The 15,354-nt window shown below is 63.3% G+C and carries 14 protein-coding genes; 7 read left to right on the forward strand and 7 right to left on the reverse strand.

The genetic code is table 11. The features are described 5' to 3' along the window. The first annotated feature begins 121 nt into the window (after positions 1 to 121). Positions 122 to 1,018 (forward strand): GNAT family acetyltransferase, encoded by an 897-nt coding sequence (locus AC07OV_RS25195; protein WP_495093197.1) that lies wholly within the window; start codon positions 122 to 124, stop codon positions 1,016 to 1,018. Positions 1,019 to 1,117: 99 nt separating this feature from the next. On the opposite strand, the gene AC07OV_RS25200 is transcribed toward AC07OV_RS25195, so the two are convergent. The 5 genes from AC07OV_RS25200 to AC07OV_RS25220 form a co-directional block, all read right to left on the reverse strand. Next, positions 1,118 to 2,137: a branched-chain amino acid aminotransferase gene (locus tag AC07OV_RS25200; protein WP_176998934.1), complete on the reverse strand. Its 1,020-nt coding sequence runs from the start codon at positions 2,135 to 2,137 to the stop codon at positions 1,118 to 1,120. A 182-nt stretch (positions 2,138 to 2,319) separates the two neighbouring features. Then, positions 2,320 to 3,699 (reverse strand): dihydrolipoyl dehydrogenase, encoded by a 1,380-nt coding sequence (gene lpdA, locus AC07OV_RS25205; protein WP_495093198.1) that lies wholly within the window; start codon positions 3,697 to 3,699, stop codon positions 2,320 to 2,322. Positions 3,700 to 3,702: 3 nt separating this feature from the next. Beyond that, positions 3,703 to 4,962 (reverse strand): dihydrolipoamide acetyltransferase family protein, encoded by a 1,260-nt coding sequence (locus AC07OV_RS25210; RefSeq protein ID WP_495093199.1) that lies wholly within the window; start codon positions 4,960 to 4,962, stop codon positions 3,703 to 3,705. Beyond that, positions 4,963 to 6,021 carry an alpha-ketoacid dehydrogenase subunit beta gene (locus tag AC07OV_RS25215; RefSeq protein WP_176998931.1) on the reverse strand — a complete coding sequence of 353 codons (1,059 nt, stop codon included), beginning with the start codon at positions 6,019 to 6,021 and terminating at the stop codon, positions 4,963 to 4,965. Position 6,022: 1 nt separating this feature from the next. After that, on the reverse strand, positions 6,023 to 7,258 hold the full coding sequence (locus tag AC07OV_RS25220) for a 3-methyl-2-oxobutanoate dehydrogenase (2-methylpropanoyl-transferring) subunit alpha (protein ID WP_176998930.1): 1,236 nt from the start codon (positions 7,256 to 7,258) through the stop codon (positions 6,023 to 6,025). Between the two features lie 195 nt (positions 7,259 to 7,453). Here AC07OV_RS25220 and bkdR point away from each other — a divergent pair, with 195 nt between their 5' ends. Next, on the forward strand, positions 7,454 to 7,942 hold the full coding sequence (gene bkdR / locus AC07OV_RS25225) for a Bkd operon transcriptional regulator BkdR (protein WP_176998929.1): 489 nt from the start codon (positions 7,454 to 7,456) through the stop codon (positions 7,940 to 7,942). A gap of 99 nt (positions 7,943 to 8,041) precedes the next feature. Here the strand turns inward: bkdR and AC07OV_RS25230 are convergent, their stop codons facing one another. Beyond that, complete coding sequence (locus AC07OV_RS25230; RefSeq protein WP_495093200.1) at positions 8,042 to 8,905, reverse strand: MBL fold metallo-hydrolase; 864 nt, start codon at positions 8,903 to 8,905, stop codon at positions 8,042 to 8,044. 109 nt (positions 8,906 to 9,014) lie between these two features. Here AC07OV_RS25230 and AC07OV_RS25235 point away from each other — a divergent pair, with 109 nt between their 5' ends. The 5 genes from AC07OV_RS25235 (at position 9,015) to AC07OV_RS25255 (ending at position 14,401) form a co-directional block, all read left to right on the forward strand. After that, positions 9,015 to 9,350: an ArsR/SmtB family transcription factor gene (locus AC07OV_RS25235; RefSeq protein ID WP_017136253.1), complete on the forward strand. Its 336-nt coding sequence runs from the start codon at positions 9,015 to 9,017 to the stop codon at positions 9,348 to 9,350. Positions 9,351 to 9,401: 51 nt separating this feature from the next. Continuing rightward, complete coding sequence (locus tag AC07OV_RS25240) at positions 9,402 to 10,646, forward strand: NAD(P)/FAD-dependent oxidoreductase (RefSeq protein WP_495093201.1); 1,245 nt, start codon at positions 9,402 to 9,404, stop codon at positions 10,644 to 10,646. Beyond that, positions 10,647 to 11,453, forward strand: coding sequence for a sulfite exporter TauE/SafE family protein (locus AC07OV_RS25245; protein WP_495093202.1), 807 nt, complete (start codon positions 10,647 to 10,649; stop codon positions 11,451 to 11,453). Positions 11,454 to 11,615: 162 nt separating this feature from the next. Then, complete coding sequence (locus tag AC07OV_RS25250) at positions 11,616 to 13,259, forward strand: MFS transporter (protein ID WP_495093203.1); 1,644 nt, start codon at positions 11,616 to 11,618, stop codon at positions 13,257 to 13,259. Next, positions 13,256 to 14,401 (forward strand): HlyD family secretion protein, encoded by a 1,146-nt coding sequence (locus AC07OV_RS25255; RefSeq protein WP_176998924.1) that lies wholly within the window; start codon positions 13,256 to 13,258, stop codon positions 14,399 to 14,401. The genes AC07OV_RS25250 and AC07OV_RS25255 overlap by 4 nt, the downstream gene beginning before the upstream one ends. An 84-nt stretch (positions 14,402 to 14,485) precedes the next feature. On the opposite strand, the gene AC07OV_RS25260 is transcribed toward AC07OV_RS25255, so the two are convergent. After that, entirely contained in the window at positions 14,486 to 15,346 is an 861-nt protein-coding gene (locus AC07OV_RS25260) for an aldose 1-epimerase (RefSeq protein ID WP_495093204.1), read from the reverse strand. Positions 15,347 to 15,354 lie beyond the last annotated feature (8 nt).

The following is a 15,354-nucleotide window of genomic DNA, read 5'->3' on the forward strand; positions in this document are numbered from 1 at the left end:
CCCCCCCCCCCCCCCCCCCCCCCCCCCCCCCCCCCCCCCCCCCCCCCCCCCCCCCCCCCCCCCCCAGCTCCCACATTAGTATGGGGATGGTTTTGGTATCTGATTCTGCAAGGAGCCCTGCATGTCCACCGCCGTTCGTCTCGCCCAACCCACCGACGCTGAAGGCATCAGCCAGGTCATCCTGGCCGCCCTGCACAGCAGCAATGCACGGGATTATCCGGCCGAGGTGATCGCCCGCGTCGCAAGCAACTTCACGCCTGATGCGGTATTGGCGTTGCTCACGCGGCGGCTGGTGCTGGTGGCGGTGCAGGGCCAGGTGATCGTGGCCACGGCCGCCCTGGACAGCAACGTGGTGCGTTCGGTGTTCGTCAACCCCGACCTGCAAGGGCAGGGCATTGGCCGCCTGTTGATGATCGAGATCGAACTGCGTGCCCGCGAGGCCGGGGTGACGGTGCTGAGTGTGCCGTCATCGCTGACGGCCGAGCCGTTCTACACCAAGCTGGGGTTTCACACCGTGCGCGACGTGTACCACGGCAACGAGCGCACGCTGGTGATGGAAAAGGCGCTGTCGTCCCGGCATCCCATCGGCCCGTATCGCGACCGACAGCATCGCGCGCAGGTGGTGGCGTTGTGGCAGGAGGCGTTTGGCTATGACACCGCCCACAACCTGCCGAGCCTGGCGATAGACAAGAAGCTGGCGGTCAACGATGGGCTGTTCTTTGTGGCGACGGATAAAAAGGCCGTCATCGGTACGATACTCGCCGGGTACGACGGTCATCGTGGCTGGTTGTATTCAGTGGCGGTGCACGCCGATTATCGGCGTCAGGGGCTGGGCGCCTCACTGGTGCGGCATGCGGAGCAGGCACTGATTGCGCTGGGCTGCATGAAGATCAACCTGCAGATCACCAGTGGCAATGAGGCGGTGGTGGGGTTCTACGGGGCGTTGGGGTATGGGGTGGAGCCGAGGATCAGCATGGGCAAGAAGATTGCCCAGAACATCCCCAAAAACGGGGCGTAAACTTGTAGGAGCCGGCTTGCCGGCGATGAGGCCCTTGAATTCACTGCAGCCTTCAAAGCAGCCATCGCCGGCAAGCCGGCTCCTACAAGGTTTGTTGGCTTAGACCTTGACGATCCAACCCGCTGGCGCTTCAACGTCGCCGGTCTGCACGCCGGTCAGCTCTTTGTAGAGCTTCTGGGTGATCGGGCCGACTTCGGTCTCGCTGTGGAACACGTGCAGCTTGCCGTTGTACTGGATGCCGCCGATTGGCGAGATCACCGCAGCGGTACCGCAGGCGCCGGCTTCCTTGAACTGGTCCAGCTTGTCGATGAACACTTCGCCCTCGACCACTTCCAGGCCCAGGCGGGTCTGGGCCAGTTCGATCAGCGACAGACGGGTGATGCCCGGCAGCACCGAAGGCGACTTCGGCGTGATGAACTTATTGTCGTGGGTGATCCCGAAGAAGTTGGCCGAACCGACTTCTTCGATTTTCGAGTGGGTCATCGGGTCCAGGTAGATCGCGTCGGCGAAGCCGGATTTCTTCGCTTCCGAACCTGGCATCAGGCTGGCGGCGTAGTTGCCACCGACCTTGGCGGCACCGGTGCCTTGTGGCGCGGCGCGGTCGAAGCTGGAGATCTGGAAGTTGTGCGGCACCAGGCCGCCCTTGAAGTAGGCGCCAACCGGGATCGCAAACACCGAGAAGATGAATTCCGGTGCGGTGCGCACGCCGATGTTGTCACCGGTGCCGATCACGAACGGGCGCAGGTACAGCGCGCCGCCACTGCCGTACGGCGGGATGAAACGCTCGTTGGCCGCGACCACTTTTTTGCAGGCTTCGATGAAGTCTTCGGTCGACACGTGCGGCATCAGCAGGCGGGCGCAGCTGCGTTGCATGCGGGCGGCGTTCTGGTCCGGGCGGAACAGGTTGATCGAACCGTCCTTGCAGCGGTAGGCCTTGAGGCCTTCGAAGCACTGCTGGCCATAGTGCAGGGCGGTGGAGCCCTCGCTGATGTGCAGCACGTTGTCGTCGGTCAGGGTGCCTTCTTGCCATTCGCCGTTTTTCCAGACCTGGAGAAACCGCTTGTCGGTCTTGATGTAGTCAAAACCCAGCTTGTCCCAATTGATGCTTTCGTTACCCATGACACCCTCTATCTCTGGTCAACCGCCTGGTCGAAGGCAGGCTTGTCGGTTTTTTTCTGGATGGGCGCAACAATACTTCATTCTGCAGCGGGTTTGTAGGAGCCGGCTTGCCGGCGATCCAGGCAATTCGGTTTACCCGACGATCGCCATCGCCGGCAAGCCGGCTCCTACAGGGGCTGTGTTTACAGGTGCAACGCGTGGCCCAACGCTCGCAACGCCGCTTCCAGCACCGCCTCACCCAGGGTCGGGTGAGCGTGGATGGTGCCCGCCACGTCTTCCAGGCGCGAGCCCATTTCCAGGCTCAGACCAAACGCGGTGGACAGTTCCGAGACGCCCACGCCCACGGCTTGCCAGCCGACGATCAGGTGGTTGTCACGGCGCGCCACCACCCGCACGAAGCCGGTTTTCGACTCCAGGGTCATCGCCCGGCCATTGGCCGCAAACGGGAAACTGGCCACGACGCAGTCCAGCCCGGCGGCCTTGGCCTCGTCCGGGGTCTTGCCGACCACCACCACTTCCGGGTCGGTAAAACACACGGCGGGGATCGCGGCGGGGTTGAATTCGCGGGATTGACCGCTGATCAGCTCGGCGACCATTTCGCCCTGGGCCATGGCGCGGTGCGCCAGCATCGGCTCGCCGCTCAGGTCGCCGATGGCATACACATTGCGCATGCTGGTCTGGCAACGGCTGTCGATCTTGATCGCCGCACCGTTCATCTCGAGGTTCAGCGCTTCGAGGTTCCAGCCCTGGGTATTGGGTTTGCGGCCCACGGCCACCAGCACCTGGTCGGTCTCCAGCGACAGCGTGTCGCCATTCGGATCGCGCACTTGCAACTGCTTGTCGGCAAAGCCCGTCACGCTGTGCTTGAGGTACAGCTTCACCCCCAGTTGCTTGAGGGACTCGGCCACCGGCGCCGTCAGCTCGGCATCGTAGGCCGGCAGGATACGATCTTGCGCCTCGACCACGCTGACCTCTGCGCCGAGCTTGCGATACGCAATGCCGAGTTCCAGGCCAATATAGCCACCGCCCACCACGATCAAACGCTTGGGCACGCTTGTCGGTGCGAGGGCTTCGGTGGACGAGATAATCGGCCCGCCAATCGGCAGCATTGGCAGGTTGACGCTTTTCGAGCCGGTGGCCAGCAGCAGGTGTTCGCACGTGATGCGCTGGTCGCCGACGTCGACGGTCTTGCCGTCCACCACCTTGGCCCAGCCATGGATCACCTGCACCTTGTGCTTCTTGAGCAACGCCGAAACGCCGGTGGTCAGGCGGTCGACGATGCCGTCTTTCCATTCCACGCTCTTGCGGATGTCCAGGGTTGGCACATCCACTTCGATGCCCAGTTTGGAGCCTTGGCTGTGGTGCACGGTTTGCTGGAACTGCTCGGCCACATGGATCAGGGCCTTGGACGGAATGCAGCCGATATTCAGGCAGGTGCCGCCCAGTGCCTGGCCTTCCACCAGGATGGTCGGGATACCCAGTTGGCCGGCGCGGATCGCCGCCACATAACCGCCAGGGCCGCCGCCGATGATCAGCAGCGTTGTGTTCAAAGTCTGCGTCATGCGTTACTCCAGGAACAGGCTGGCGGGTTGTTCGAGCAGGCCGCGAATGGCCTGGATGAATTGCGCCGCGTCCATGCCGTCGACCACGCGGTGGTCGAACGAGCTGGAGAGGTTCATCATCTTGCGCACCACGATCTGGCCCTTGATCACCATCGGCCGCTCAACGATACGGTTGACGCCGACAATGGCCACTTCCGGCAGGTTCAGCACCGGCGTACTGGCGATACCGCCCAAGGCGCCGAGGCTGGTGAGGGTGATGGTCGAGCCCGACAGTTCGTCGCGGCTGGCCTTGCCATTGCGCGCGGCGGTGGCCAAACGTGCGATTTCCTCGGCATTGCCCCACAGGCTGCGGGCTTCGGCGTGGCGCACCACGGGCACCATCAAGCCGACGTCGCTCTGGGTGGCGACGCCCACATGCACCGCGCCAAGGCGGGTGATGACCTGGGCTTCGTCGTCGTAACGCGCGTTGATCTGCGGGAAGTCCCGCAACGCCACGACCATGGCGCGCACGATGAACGGCAGCAGGGTCAGCTTGCCGCGTGTGGCGCCGTGTTTCTCGTTGAGGTGCACGCGCAGCTCGTCGAGGGCGGTGACGTCGATCTCTTCCACGTAGCTGAAATGCGCGGCGCGCCGCGTGGCGTCCTGCATGCGCTGGGCGATCTTGCGGCGCATGCCGATCACCGGGATCTGCTCTTCGGTGTTGCGCTCGGCGTAAGGGTTGGCGGCCGTCGATGCCCTCGTCGTGCCTTGTTGCAGGTAGGCATCGAGGTCTTCATGGAGGATTCGCCCGGCCGGGCCGGAACCCTGTACCAGACGCAACTGAATGCCGGCGTCCAGTGCGTGTTTACGCACGGCCGGGGAGGCCAGCGGACGCTCGTCGGCTGCACGCGCCACGGGTGCCTGGGCTGCGATAACCGGTGCCGGTTTGTTTTCAACCGCCACCGGCGTGGGCTTGGCCTCGACCACCGGTGCAGCTTTCGGCGCTTCTTTCGCGGCGGGCGCTTCCTTGGCGTTGCCCGCGCCTTCCACTTCGATGCTGATCAGAATACTGCCCACGGCCATGACTTCACCCGGCTCGCCGCCGAGGGAAATCACCTTGCCGTGCACGGGCGAGGGAATGTCCACCATCGCCTTGTCGGTCATGACGTCCGCCAGTACCTGGTCTTCAACCACCAGGTCGCCGACCTTTACATGCCACACCGACAGTTCAACTTCCGCGATGCCTTCGCCAATGTCCGGCATCTTGATAACGTGCGTGCCCATTCAGACCTCCATGACCCGTTTCAACGCCGCGCCCACTCGGGACGGCCCTGGGAAATACGCCCACTCCTGCGCGTGCGGGTAGGGGGTGTCCCAGCCGGTGACGCGTTCGATCGGCGCTTCCAGGTGGTGGAAGCAATGCTCTTGCACCAGCGACACCAACTCGGCACCAAAACCGCAGGTGCGCGTGGCTTCATGCACCACCACGCAACGGCCGGTCTTCTTCACCGACTTGACGATGGTGTCCAGGTCCAGCGGCCACAGGCTGCGCAGGTCGATGACCTCAGCGTCGATGCCGGTTTCTTCGGCTGCCACTTGCGACACATACACGGTGGTGCCGTAGGTCAGCACGGTCACGGCAGAGCCTGGGCGCACGATGGCGGCCACGTCCAGCGGCACGGTGTAGTAGCCGTCCGGCACTTGGGCTTGGGGGTGTTTCGACCACGGGGTTACCGGGCGGTCGTGATGGCCATCGAACGGGCCGTTGTACAGGCGTTTTGGCTCCAGGAAGATCACCGGGTCATCGTTTTCGATGGAGGCGATCAGCAGGCCTTTCGCGTCATAGGGGTTCGACGGCATGACGGTGCGCAGGCCGCAGACTTGGGTAAACACCGCCTCGATGCTCTGGCTGTGGGTCTGGCCGCCGTAGATGCCGCCGCCGCAGGGCATGCGCATGGTCAGCGGTGCGGTGAACTGGCCGGCCGAGCGATAACGCAGGCGCGCCGCTTCGGAGATGATCTGGTCGGTGGCAGGGTAGACGTAGTCGGCGAACTGGATCTCGGCCACCGGGCGCAGGCCATAGGCGCCCATGCCCACGGCGACGCCAACGATGCCGCTTTCGGAGATCGGGGCGTCGAATACCCGCGAGCTGCCGTACTTGTTCTGCAAGCCTTCGGTGCAACGGAACACGCCGCCGAAGTAACCCACGTCCTGGCCGAACACCACCACGTTGTCGTCACGTTCGAGCATCACATCCATGGCCGAGCGCAGGGCCTGGATCATGGTCATGGTGGTGGTGGTCATGGCGGTTTCCACTTCAATGCTGTTGTTGTGATCGTTCATGTCAGATCCCCAACTCTTGACGCTGGCGCTTCAAGTGCTCCGGCATCTCTTTATAGACGTCTTCGAACATGGTCGCGGCGCTTGGAATCTGGCCACCGGCCAGGGTGCCGTACTGTTCGGCTTCTTTCTGCGCGGCGATCACCTCGGCTTCCAGCTCGGCACTGACCGCCGCGTGTTCCTCTTCGGACCACTGGCCAATCTTGATCAGGTGCTGCTTGAGGCGCGCAATCGGGTCGCCCAAGGGGAAGTGGCTCCAGTCGTCGGCGGGGCGGTACTTGGACGGATCATCGGAAGTGGAATGCGGGCCGGCGCGGTAGGTGACCCACTCGATCAGCGTCGGGCCCAGGTTGCGGCGCGCACGCTCGGCGGCCCAGGCGGAGGCGGCGTATACAGCGATAAAGTCGTTGCCGTCCACGCGCAGGGAGGCGATGCCGCAACCGACGCCGCGTCCGGCGAAGGTGGTGGCTTCACCGCCAGCAATGGCCTGGAAGGTGGAGATGGCCCACTGGTTGTTGACCACGTTGAGGATCACCGGCGCGCGGTACACGTGGGCGAAGGTGAGGGCGGTATGGAAGTCGGATTCGGCGGTGGCGCCGTCGCCGATCCAGGCCGAGGCAATCTTGGTATCACCCTTGATCGCCGAAGCCATGCCCCAGCCCACGCCTTGTACGAATTGAGTGGCGAGGTTGCCGGAAATAGTGAAGAAGCCGGCGTCCTTGACCGAGTACATGATTGGCAGCTGGCGCCCCTTGAGCGGGTCGCGCTCGTTGGACAGCAGCTGGCAGATCAGGTCCACCAGCGGCACTTCGCGGGCCATCAGGATGCTTTGCTGACGGTAGGTGGGGAAGCACATGTCGTCGATGTTCAAGGCCAGGGCCTGGGCGCTGCCGATGGCTTCTTCGCCAAGGCTTTGCATGTAGAACGACATTTTTTTCTGACGCTGGGCGACCACCATGCGGTTGTCGAAGATGCGCGTCTTGAGCATGGCGCGCATGCCGCGACGCATGATCTCGACGCTAACGCCTTCGACCCACGGCCCCAGGGCCTGGCCCTGGTCGTCGAGCACGCGGATCAGGCCCTTGGCCAGGTCGGCGGTGTCGGCGGGTTCTACGTCGATGGCGGGTTTGCGCACCGTGCCGGCGTCGGTCAGGCGCAGGTACGTGAAGTCGGTCTTGCAGCCTGGGCGGCCCGAGGGTTCGGGAACGTGCAGGCGCAGTGGTTCGTACTGCTGGGTCATGGCTTTCTACGCTCTATCTTGTGAATTTCTTGTAGTGGGCGCGCTAGCTGACAGTCAGTCCCCGGGTAAGGGAAATCTTGTCCTACAACAATCATAGGCGGGGCGTAGAAGAATATTTATCTGTGTTTCATTGCGCTCAAGATCATTTGCGGATAAAAAAACTGCATAAACATAAAAAACAGGTGATTTTGTCTCATGCGCAAACTGGACCGTACCGATATCGGCATTCTCAACGCCTTGCAGGAGAACGCCCGCATCACCAACGCCGACCTGGCGCGTTCGGTGAACCTGTCGCCCACGCCGTGCTTCAACCGGGTCAAGGCGATGGAGGAATTGGGGCTGATCCGTGACCAGGTCACCTTGCTAGACGCCGACCTGCTCGGGCTGCACGTCAACGTATTTATCCACGTCAGCCTGGAGAAACAGAACGAGCTGGCGCTGCAGCAGTTCGAAGGCGCAATTGCCGACCGGCCGGAAGTGATGGAGTGCTACCTCATGGCGGGCGACCCGGACTATCTGATCCGGGTGCTGGTGCCGACGATCCAGTCGCTGGAGCGGTTCATGATGGACTTTCTGACCAAGGTGCCGGGGGTGGCGAATATTCGGTCGAGTTTTGCGCTCAAGCAGGTGCGCTATAAAACCGCGCTGCCGTTGCCGGCCAATGGCATTAACCTGGGCACCTGACCCACCCCGCCCAACTGTAGGAGCCGGCTTGCCGGCGATGGCGGTTTGCCTGACCCACCGCTATCGCCGGCAAGCCGGCTCCTACAGGGGGTGGGTATTTCAAAGTCTGTTGAGGGGGATCTTCAGGTAGACCACGCCATTGTCTTCCGCCGGCGGCATATTCCCCGCCCGCACATTCACCTGGATCGCCGGCAGCAACAGCGTCGGCATGCCCAACCCGGCGTCCCGTTTGGTACGCATTTCCACAAACGCCGCTTCATCCACCCCGTCATGCACATGGATATTCCCCGCGCGTTGTTCCGCCACGGTGGTCAGGCATTTCGCTGCGCGGCCTTCGGGCGGGTAGTCATGACAGACGTACAGTTCGGTTTCCAGCGGAAACGCCAGCAACTTGCGCATCGACGCATACAGCTGCCGCGCATCGCCGCCCGGGAAATCGCAGCGCGCCGTGCCAACATCCGGCATGAACAGCGTGTCACCCACCAGGATCAACCGGCCGTCGATCAGGTAGGCCATGTCCGCCGGCGTATGTCCGGGTACATGCAGCGCCTGGGCCTTCAGGTTGCCGATATGAAACACCTCATCCGGCGCAAACAGGTGATCGAACTGCGAGCCATCCACGCGAAATTCCGGCTCCAGGTTGAACAGGTTCTTGAACACACCCTGCACGGTGCTGATGGACTGCCCGATGGCAATCTTGCCGCCCAGGGTGCGCCGCAAATACGGCGCGGCAGACAGGTGGTCGGCGTGGGCGTGGGTTTCCAGCAGCCATTGCACCTGCAGGTGGTGTTCGCGGACAAAGTCGATGACCTTGTCGGCCTGGGCCGTGTCGGTGCGCCCGGAAGCCGGGTCGTAGTTGAGCACGGAGTCGACGACGGCACAGGGGCCGCCGTCGGCTTCATAGATGATGTAGGTGTAGGTCGACGATGCCTCGTCCAAAAAAGCTTGAATCAACGCGGGCATGGCGGCTGTTCCTGTTTTGTAAGGAAGTGGTGAAGAAAAAAGTCGTTACAATCAGTTTACGTTTACACATAATGTTTTGAGCTTAAGTGACAAAAAGGACCCGAGGCAAATGGAATCTACTCTGAGTGAAGGCGAAGTCGCCCAGCTGCGCGCGTCGGCGTCCAAGGCGTGTTCCTTGCTCAAGGCGCTGGCCAATGAAGACCGTTTGTTGATCCTCTGCCAGTTGACCCAGGGCGAGCGCAACGTCGGCGAGCTGGAAACCATGACCGGCGTGCGCCAGCCTACGCTGTCCCAACAGTTGGGCATCCTGCGTGACGAAGGGTTGGTCGCCACCCGTCGGGAAGGCAAATACATCTTCTACGGGCTGGCCAGCCATGAAGTGATTCAAGTGATGAAGACCCTGTCCGGCCTGTACTGCGGCGCGGTGATAAAAAGCTGGGCGTGATGCCATCCGGCAACGACCCTTGTGTGCATTGAATACAAAAGGCGATAGACCATGACCGACCAACACTGGGGCCCAACCATCAGTGGCGACATCGTAGTCATCGGCGGCGGCTCGGCAGGCATCGGCCTGCTGGCCAGCCTGCTCAAGCGCGACCCCCACCTGAACATCACCCTCATCGAACCCAGCGACCACCACTGCTACCAGCCGGCCTGGACCTTAGTGGGCGGCGGCGCCTACGACGTGAAGAAGACCCGCCGCCCACTGGCCGATGTGTTGCCCAATGGCGTGACCTGGATACAGGCCGCCGTCACCGAAGTACTGGCCGATGAGCAGACCCTGGTACTCGACAGCGGTCAGCGCGTCAGCTGGAAAAACCTGGTGGTGTGCCCCGGCCTGCGCCTGGCCTGGGAGAAAATCGAGGGCCTGCAGGACACCCTCGGGCGCAACGGCGTCACCTCCAACTACAGCTATGAACACGCCGCCTACACCTGGCAACTGGTGCAGCAGCTCAAGGGTGGCAAGGCGATCTTTACCCAGCCGGCCATGCCGATCAAATGCGCGGGCGCGCCGCAAAAGGCGATGTACCTGTCCTGCGATCACTGGCTCAAGCAGGGCGTTCTGAACAACATCGATGTCGAGTTCAACCTGGCCGGTGCCGCGCTGTTCGGCGTGCCGACCTTCGTGCCGCCGTTGATGAAGTACGTTGAAAAGTACAACGCCCGCCTGGCGTTCAACGCCAATCTGGTCAAGGTCGACGGCCCGGCGCGCAGGGCCTGGTTCGAGGTGAAGGACGCCGAGGGCAACGTCACTGTTCAAGAGAAAAGCTTTGACCTGCTGCACGTGGTCCCGCCGCAGGTTTCCCCGGACTTCATCCGCCACAGTGCGCTGGCCGACGCGGCCGGCTGGTGCGAGGTGAACCCCCACAGTCTGCAGCATCTGCGTTATCCGCACATCTTCGGCCTGGGCGATGTGTGCGGCACCACCAACGCCAAGACCGCTGCGGCCGTGCGCAAACAGATCGTGGTGGTCGCGGAAAACCTGCTGGCCCTGCGCAAACAGGCGCCGCTGCCCCTCAAGTACGACGGCTATGGTTCCTGCCCGCTGACGGTGGAGAAGGGCAAGGTGGTGCTGGCCGAGTTCGGTTATGGCGGCAAGCTGCTGCCGACTTTTCCCCTGGACCCGACCCAGGCGCGGCGGTCGATGTGGTTCCTCAAGGCGACGCTGCTGCCGTGGTTCTACTGGAACGGCATGCTCAAGGGCCGCGAGTGGCTGACCCGCCTGAGCAAGGTGGACTGAATGCTGCTGGCCAGTGTGTTGGGTATCTTGATGGGCCTGGTCATGGGCCTGACCGGCGCGGGCGGCGGCATCCTCGGCGTGCCGGCGCTGGTGCTGGGGTTGGGCCTGAGCATGACCCAGGCCGCACCGGTGTCGCTGCTCGCCGTGGGGGCGGCGGCAGCGGTCGGGGCCATTGACGGCTTGCGACATGGCCTGGTGCGCTATCGTGCGGCGTTGCTGATCGCCGTGCTCGGCGGGTTGTTTTCACCGGTGGGGGTGTTTTTCGCCCACCAATTGCCGGAGCACCTGCTGATGGGCCTGTTCAGTGCGCTGATGGTGCTGGTGGCCTGGCGCATGTTGCAGCGCGAAAAGACCGAGGCCGGGCCGAGTGACCATGGTGCCGCGTCCTGGGGCCAGAAGAATTGCATGCTCAACCAGCAGACCGGGCGCCTGGCCTGGACCGCCAAATGCACAGCCACCCTGGCTGCACTGGGCGCCGTGACCGGTGCCGTGTCGGGCCTGCTCGGTGTGGGCGGGGGCTTTCTGATTGTGCCGGCGTTCAAGCAGCTCACCGACGTGCAGATGCGCGGCATTGTCGCCACCTCGTTGATGGTGATCAGCCTGATCTCGTTGATTGGTGTGGCGGGCGCGTTCCATGCCGGTGTGCGCATCGAGCCGGTGGGCTGGATGTTCATTGGCGCCAGCATCGTCGGCATGCTAGCCGGTCGGCGCCTGTGTGCGTTGATCCCCACGCGTACCCTGCAAGTCGGCTTTGCCGGCCTGTGTGTGCTGGTGGCGGCGGGCATGTTGATCAAAGCCGCTCTCTGATTCCACCGGCTTGCCCGCGGCGGAAAACGCTCACCGACCTGTAGGAGCCGGCTTGCCGGCGATGAGGCCCTGAAGAACACCGTCGTTCTCAAAACTGTCATCGCCGGCAAGCCGGCTCCTACCTGTACACTGTTACCCAGCCTTGCACTTCTAGGTCTGTAAATGGACAAATACACCCCCCACGCCTGGGAACCCCACGAGCGCCCGAGCCTGCCCGGTTCGCCGTCGACGCCGTTGCACCCCACGCACAAGCGCTGGCTGTTCGCGATGGTGGGCGTGCTGGTGGCAATCACCGGGGGCTTGGGCAACGCGCTGGTGATTGCCAACCTGCAATATCTGCAAGGTGCCCTGGGTGCGACCACCGCCGAAATGGCCTGGCTGCCCGCCGCCTACGTGATGACCAACGTGTGCATGAACCTGCTGCTGGTGAAGTTTCGCCAGCAGTTCGGCCTGCGCGCGTTCACCGAGGTGTTCCTGGTGCTGTATGCGCTGGTGACCTTCGGCCACTTGTTCGTCAACGACCTCAGTTCGGCCATCGCGGTGCGTGCGGCCCACGGCATGGTGGGCGCGGCGCTCAGCTCCCTGGGCTTGTACTACATGATCCAGGCGTTCCCGGCCAAGTGGCGCTTGAAGGCGCTGGTGCTGGGCCTGGGCACGGCGCAGCTGGCGTTGCCGTTGGCCCGGTTGTTCTCCGAAGACCTGCTGCAAATCGCCGAATGGCGCGGCTTGTACCTGTTCGAACTGGGCATGGCGCTGATCTGCCTGGGCTGCGTGTTCCTGCTCAAGTTGCCGCCGGGCGACCGCTTCAAGACCTTTGAAAAACTCGACTTCCTCACCTTCGCCTTGCTCGCCACCGGCGTGGCATTGCTGTGCGCCGTGTTGTCCCTGGGGCGTATCGACTGGTGGCTCGAAGCCCCGTGGATCGGCGTGGCGTCGGCCTGTTCCCTGGTGCTGATCATGGCCGGCCTGGCCATCGAGCATAACCGCAGCAACCCGATGCTGATGACCCGCTGGCTTGGCAGCGGGGTGATGATCCGCCTGGCGCTGGCGGTGATCCTGATTCGCATGGTGCTGTCCGAGCAGTCCACCGGCGCGGTGGGTTTCATGCAGATGCTGAACATGAGCTACCAGCAGATGCACACGCTGTACGTGGTGATGCTGGCCGGTGCGATTGCCGGGCTGGCAGTGAGCGCGTTGACCATCAACCCGGCGCACCTGTTGATGCCGTTGGTGATATCCCTGGCGCTGATGGCGGTGGGGTCGGTGATGGACAGCTTTTCCAGCAACCTGACCCGCCCGGAAAACCTGTATATCAGCCAGTTCCTGCTAGGCTTCGGCGGGACCTTCTTCCTCGGGCCGACCATGGTGCTGGGTACGAAAAACGTGCTGACCAACCCGCGCAATCTGGTGAGTTTTTCGGTGATGTTCGGCATTTGCCAGAACCTCGGCGGGCTGATCGGCGCGGCGCTGCTGGGCACCTTCCAGATCGTGCGGGAGAAATTCCACTCCAGCATGATCGTCGAGCACCTGACCCTGCTCGACCCACGTGTGGCCGCACGGGTGAACAGTGGCGGCTCGGCCTACGGGGGCATCATCGCCGACCCCGAGCTGCGCAACCTCATGGGCATTCGCAGCCTGGCCACGGCGGCCACCCGTGAAGCGAACGTGATGGCCTACAACGATGTCTTCATGTTGATCGCGATCATCGCGATACTCACCATGATCTGGATCTTTATCCGCAGTCTGTGGCTGATGAGCACCACCCGAGCAGCCACTCCCGTTCAACCCAGCGGCGCATCTTCATGACCGAACCTTCCACCACGACCACCACCGCCATCGCCGCCACCCCGGAAGGCAGCACGCCCCCCGGCGCCGTGCCCACCGAGCTGCGGCCGTTGCGGGTACGCATTCTTTCGTCCCTGGGCTTTGCCGCGATCGCCGTCGTCGGCGTACTGATCGTGCTGTACGCCTGGCAGCTGCCACCGTTCAGCAGCGCGGTGGAAACCACGGAGAACGCCCTGGTTCGCGGGCAAGTCACGATCATCGGGCCGCAACTCAGCGGCTACGTGTTCGAAGTGCCGGTGCAGGACTTCCAGTACGTGAAGGCCGGCGACCTGTTGGTGCGCCTGGATGACCGCATCTACAAGCAGCGCCTCGACCAGGCGCTGGCCCAACTGGCGGTGCAAAAGGCCGCGTTGGCCAATGTGGTGCAGCAGCGCAACAGCGCCGAAGCCACGATCAAATTGCGCCAGGCGGCCCTGGCCGACAGCGAGGCGCAGTCGCGTAAAAGCACTGCCGACTTGCGCCGCAATCAAGAGTTGATCAGTGACGGCTCGGTGTCCAAGCGCGAGCTGGACGTGACCCGCGCCGCCAACGCGCAGACCATCGCCGCTGTGGCCCAGGCCCAGGCGAACCTGGAAATCGCACGGCAGGACCTGCAAACAGTGATCGTCAATCGTGGCTCCCTGGAAGCGGCCGTCGCGAGTGCCGATGCGGCGGTGGAGCTGGCGCGGATCGACCTGTCGAACACGCGCATCACAGCGCCGCGTGACGGCCAGTTGGGACAGATCGGCGTGCGCCTGGGCGCCTACGTCAACTCCGGCGCGCAGTTGATGGCGCTGGTGCCGCCGCAGTTGTGGGTGATCGCCAACATGAAGGAAACCCAGATGGACAACGTGCAGGTCGGCCAGCCGGTGACTTTCACGGTGGATGCGCTGAACCACCGTAAATTCCACGGCACGGTGCAGCACATTTCCCCGGCCACGGGTTCTGAATTCAGCCTGTTGCAGGCGGACAATGCCACCGGCAACTTCGTGAAGATCGCCCAGCGGGTGCCAGTGAGGATCACGGTGGACCCGGACCAGGCCGAGAGCGAACGGTTGCGGCCGGGGTTGTCGGTGGTGGTGAGTATCGACACGGCGGGGCGCCTGAAGAACAGCCCACCCTGATCCCTGTAGGAGCCGGCTTGCCGGCGATTGGGCCCGAACGTCTTGCGGTGATTTTGATGGCCCCATCGCCGGCAAGCCGGGCTCCTACAAGGGGTGATATTTCAGGGCGAAGTTGAGGTGGGTGGACTGGCCTTGTTCCAGCAGTTTCAAGCCGGGTCTGCCGGGCAGGTGGTGGGCATTGACGGGATGGCTTACCGGTTCGATGCAGAAGAACTCCAGCCCCGGTGGGCAGTACAGTAAAAAGTAGTCGCTACCTTCGGCGTGGCATTCCAGGGTGTAGCCCAACTCAGGCTGTTCAATCACGCAGTGGCCGTCCCACTGGCAAAAACCATTGTCCACTAGCCCTTCGGGCAATCCTTTGAGCGCCTGGAAATCCCACTCTGACGGCACCGGCGCCAGCCCCGTCGGCAGCTTTGACGCATCACTCAACCACACTTGCGACGCCTCTGCCTGCAGCCGTGTCCGCGGTTTGCGCGGCAAGTAAGGATGCAATCCCAAACCATGCCACGCAGGCTGTGCCGCCAGATGGGTCACGCGTAATGCGATGCTCAGCTCGCCACCCTCCAATCGAAACCTTTGCTCAGCGCGATAGGCGAACGGCGTGTCGCATTCCACCGATAGCACCACTTCGTCGGCAGATTGGCTGACCACCTGCCACGCCTGTTGCCAGGCAGAGCCATGAATCGGCAATGGGTCGAGGGCGCTGTTGGGCGTCAATGCCAGCCAACCGTCCGGGTTATCAAAACCGCCTTCGGCAATCCGGTTGGACCAGGGCGCCAACGGGTAGCACCCCAGCTTGCCCGGCAAGCCGGTGTCCAGCGCCTGTTGGTCACTGTGGCGCAGCAAGGGCTGCCCGGTAGCGCGCACCCGCCAGTTGACGATGCTGCCGCCCACGGCCGGGGCCAGGGTGAGGTGGGTGAGGGCGTCTTCGAGTTCGATCAGCATCGGCATTC

Source organism: Pseudomonas sp. GW821-FHT09A09 (genome assembly GCF_059418405.1).

What these genes read in the sequence shown, in the direction of transcription:
- AC07OV_RS25195 (WP_495093197.1), top strand. Translation starts at nt 122, where the DNA reads ATGTCCACCGCCGTTCGTCTCGCCCAACCCACCGACGCTGAAGGCATC.
- AC07OV_RS25200 (WP_176998934.1), bottom strand. Translation starts at nt 2,137, where the DNA reads ATGGGTAACGAAAGCATCAATTGGGACAAGCTGGGTTTTGACTACATC.
- lpdA (WP_495093198.1), bottom strand. Translation starts at nt 3,699, where the DNA reads ATGACGCAGACTTTGAACACAACGCTGCTGATCATCGGCGGCGGCCCT.
- AC07OV_RS25210 (WP_495093199.1), bottom strand. Translation starts at nt 4,962, where the DNA reads ATGGGCACGCACGTTATCAAGATGCCGGACATTGGCGAAGGCATCGCG.
- AC07OV_RS25215 (WP_176998931.1), bottom strand. Translation starts at nt 6,021, where the DNA reads ATGAACGATCACAACAACAGCATTGAAGTGGAAACCGCCATGACCACC.
- AC07OV_RS25220 (WP_176998930.1), bottom strand. Translation starts at nt 7,258, where the DNA reads ATGACCCAGCAGTACGAACCACTGCGCCTGCACGTTCCCGAACCCTCG.
- bkdR (WP_176998929.1), top strand. Translation starts at nt 7,454, where the DNA reads ATGCGCAAACTGGACCGTACCGATATCGGCATTCTCAACGCCTTGCAG.
- AC07OV_RS25230 (WP_495093200.1), bottom strand. Translation starts at nt 8,905, where the DNA reads ATGCCCGCGTTGATTCAAGCTTTTTTGGACGAGGCATCGTCGACCTAC.
- AC07OV_RS25235 (WP_017136253.1), top strand. Translation starts at nt 9,015, where the DNA reads ATGGAATCTACTCTGAGTGAAGGCGAAGTCGCCCAGCTGCGCGCGTCG.
- AC07OV_RS25240 (WP_495093201.1), top strand. Translation starts at nt 9,402, where the DNA reads ATGACCGACCAACACTGGGGCCCAACCATCAGTGGCGACATCGTAGTC.
- AC07OV_RS25245 (WP_495093202.1), top strand. Translation starts at nt 10,647, where the DNA reads ATGCTGCTGGCCAGTGTGTTGGGTATCTTGATGGGCCTGGTCATGGGC.
- AC07OV_RS25250 (WP_495093203.1), top strand. Translation starts at nt 11,616, where the DNA reads ATGGACAAATACACCCCCCACGCCTGGGAACCCCACGAGCGCCCGAGC.
- AC07OV_RS25255 (WP_176998924.1), top strand. Translation starts at nt 13,256, where the DNA reads ATGACCGAACCTTCCACCACGACCACCACCGCCATCGCCGCCACCCCG.
- AC07OV_RS25260 (WP_495093204.1), bottom strand. Translation starts at nt 15,346, where the DNA reads ATGCTGATCGAACTCGAAGACGCCCTCACCCACCTCACCCTGGCCCCG.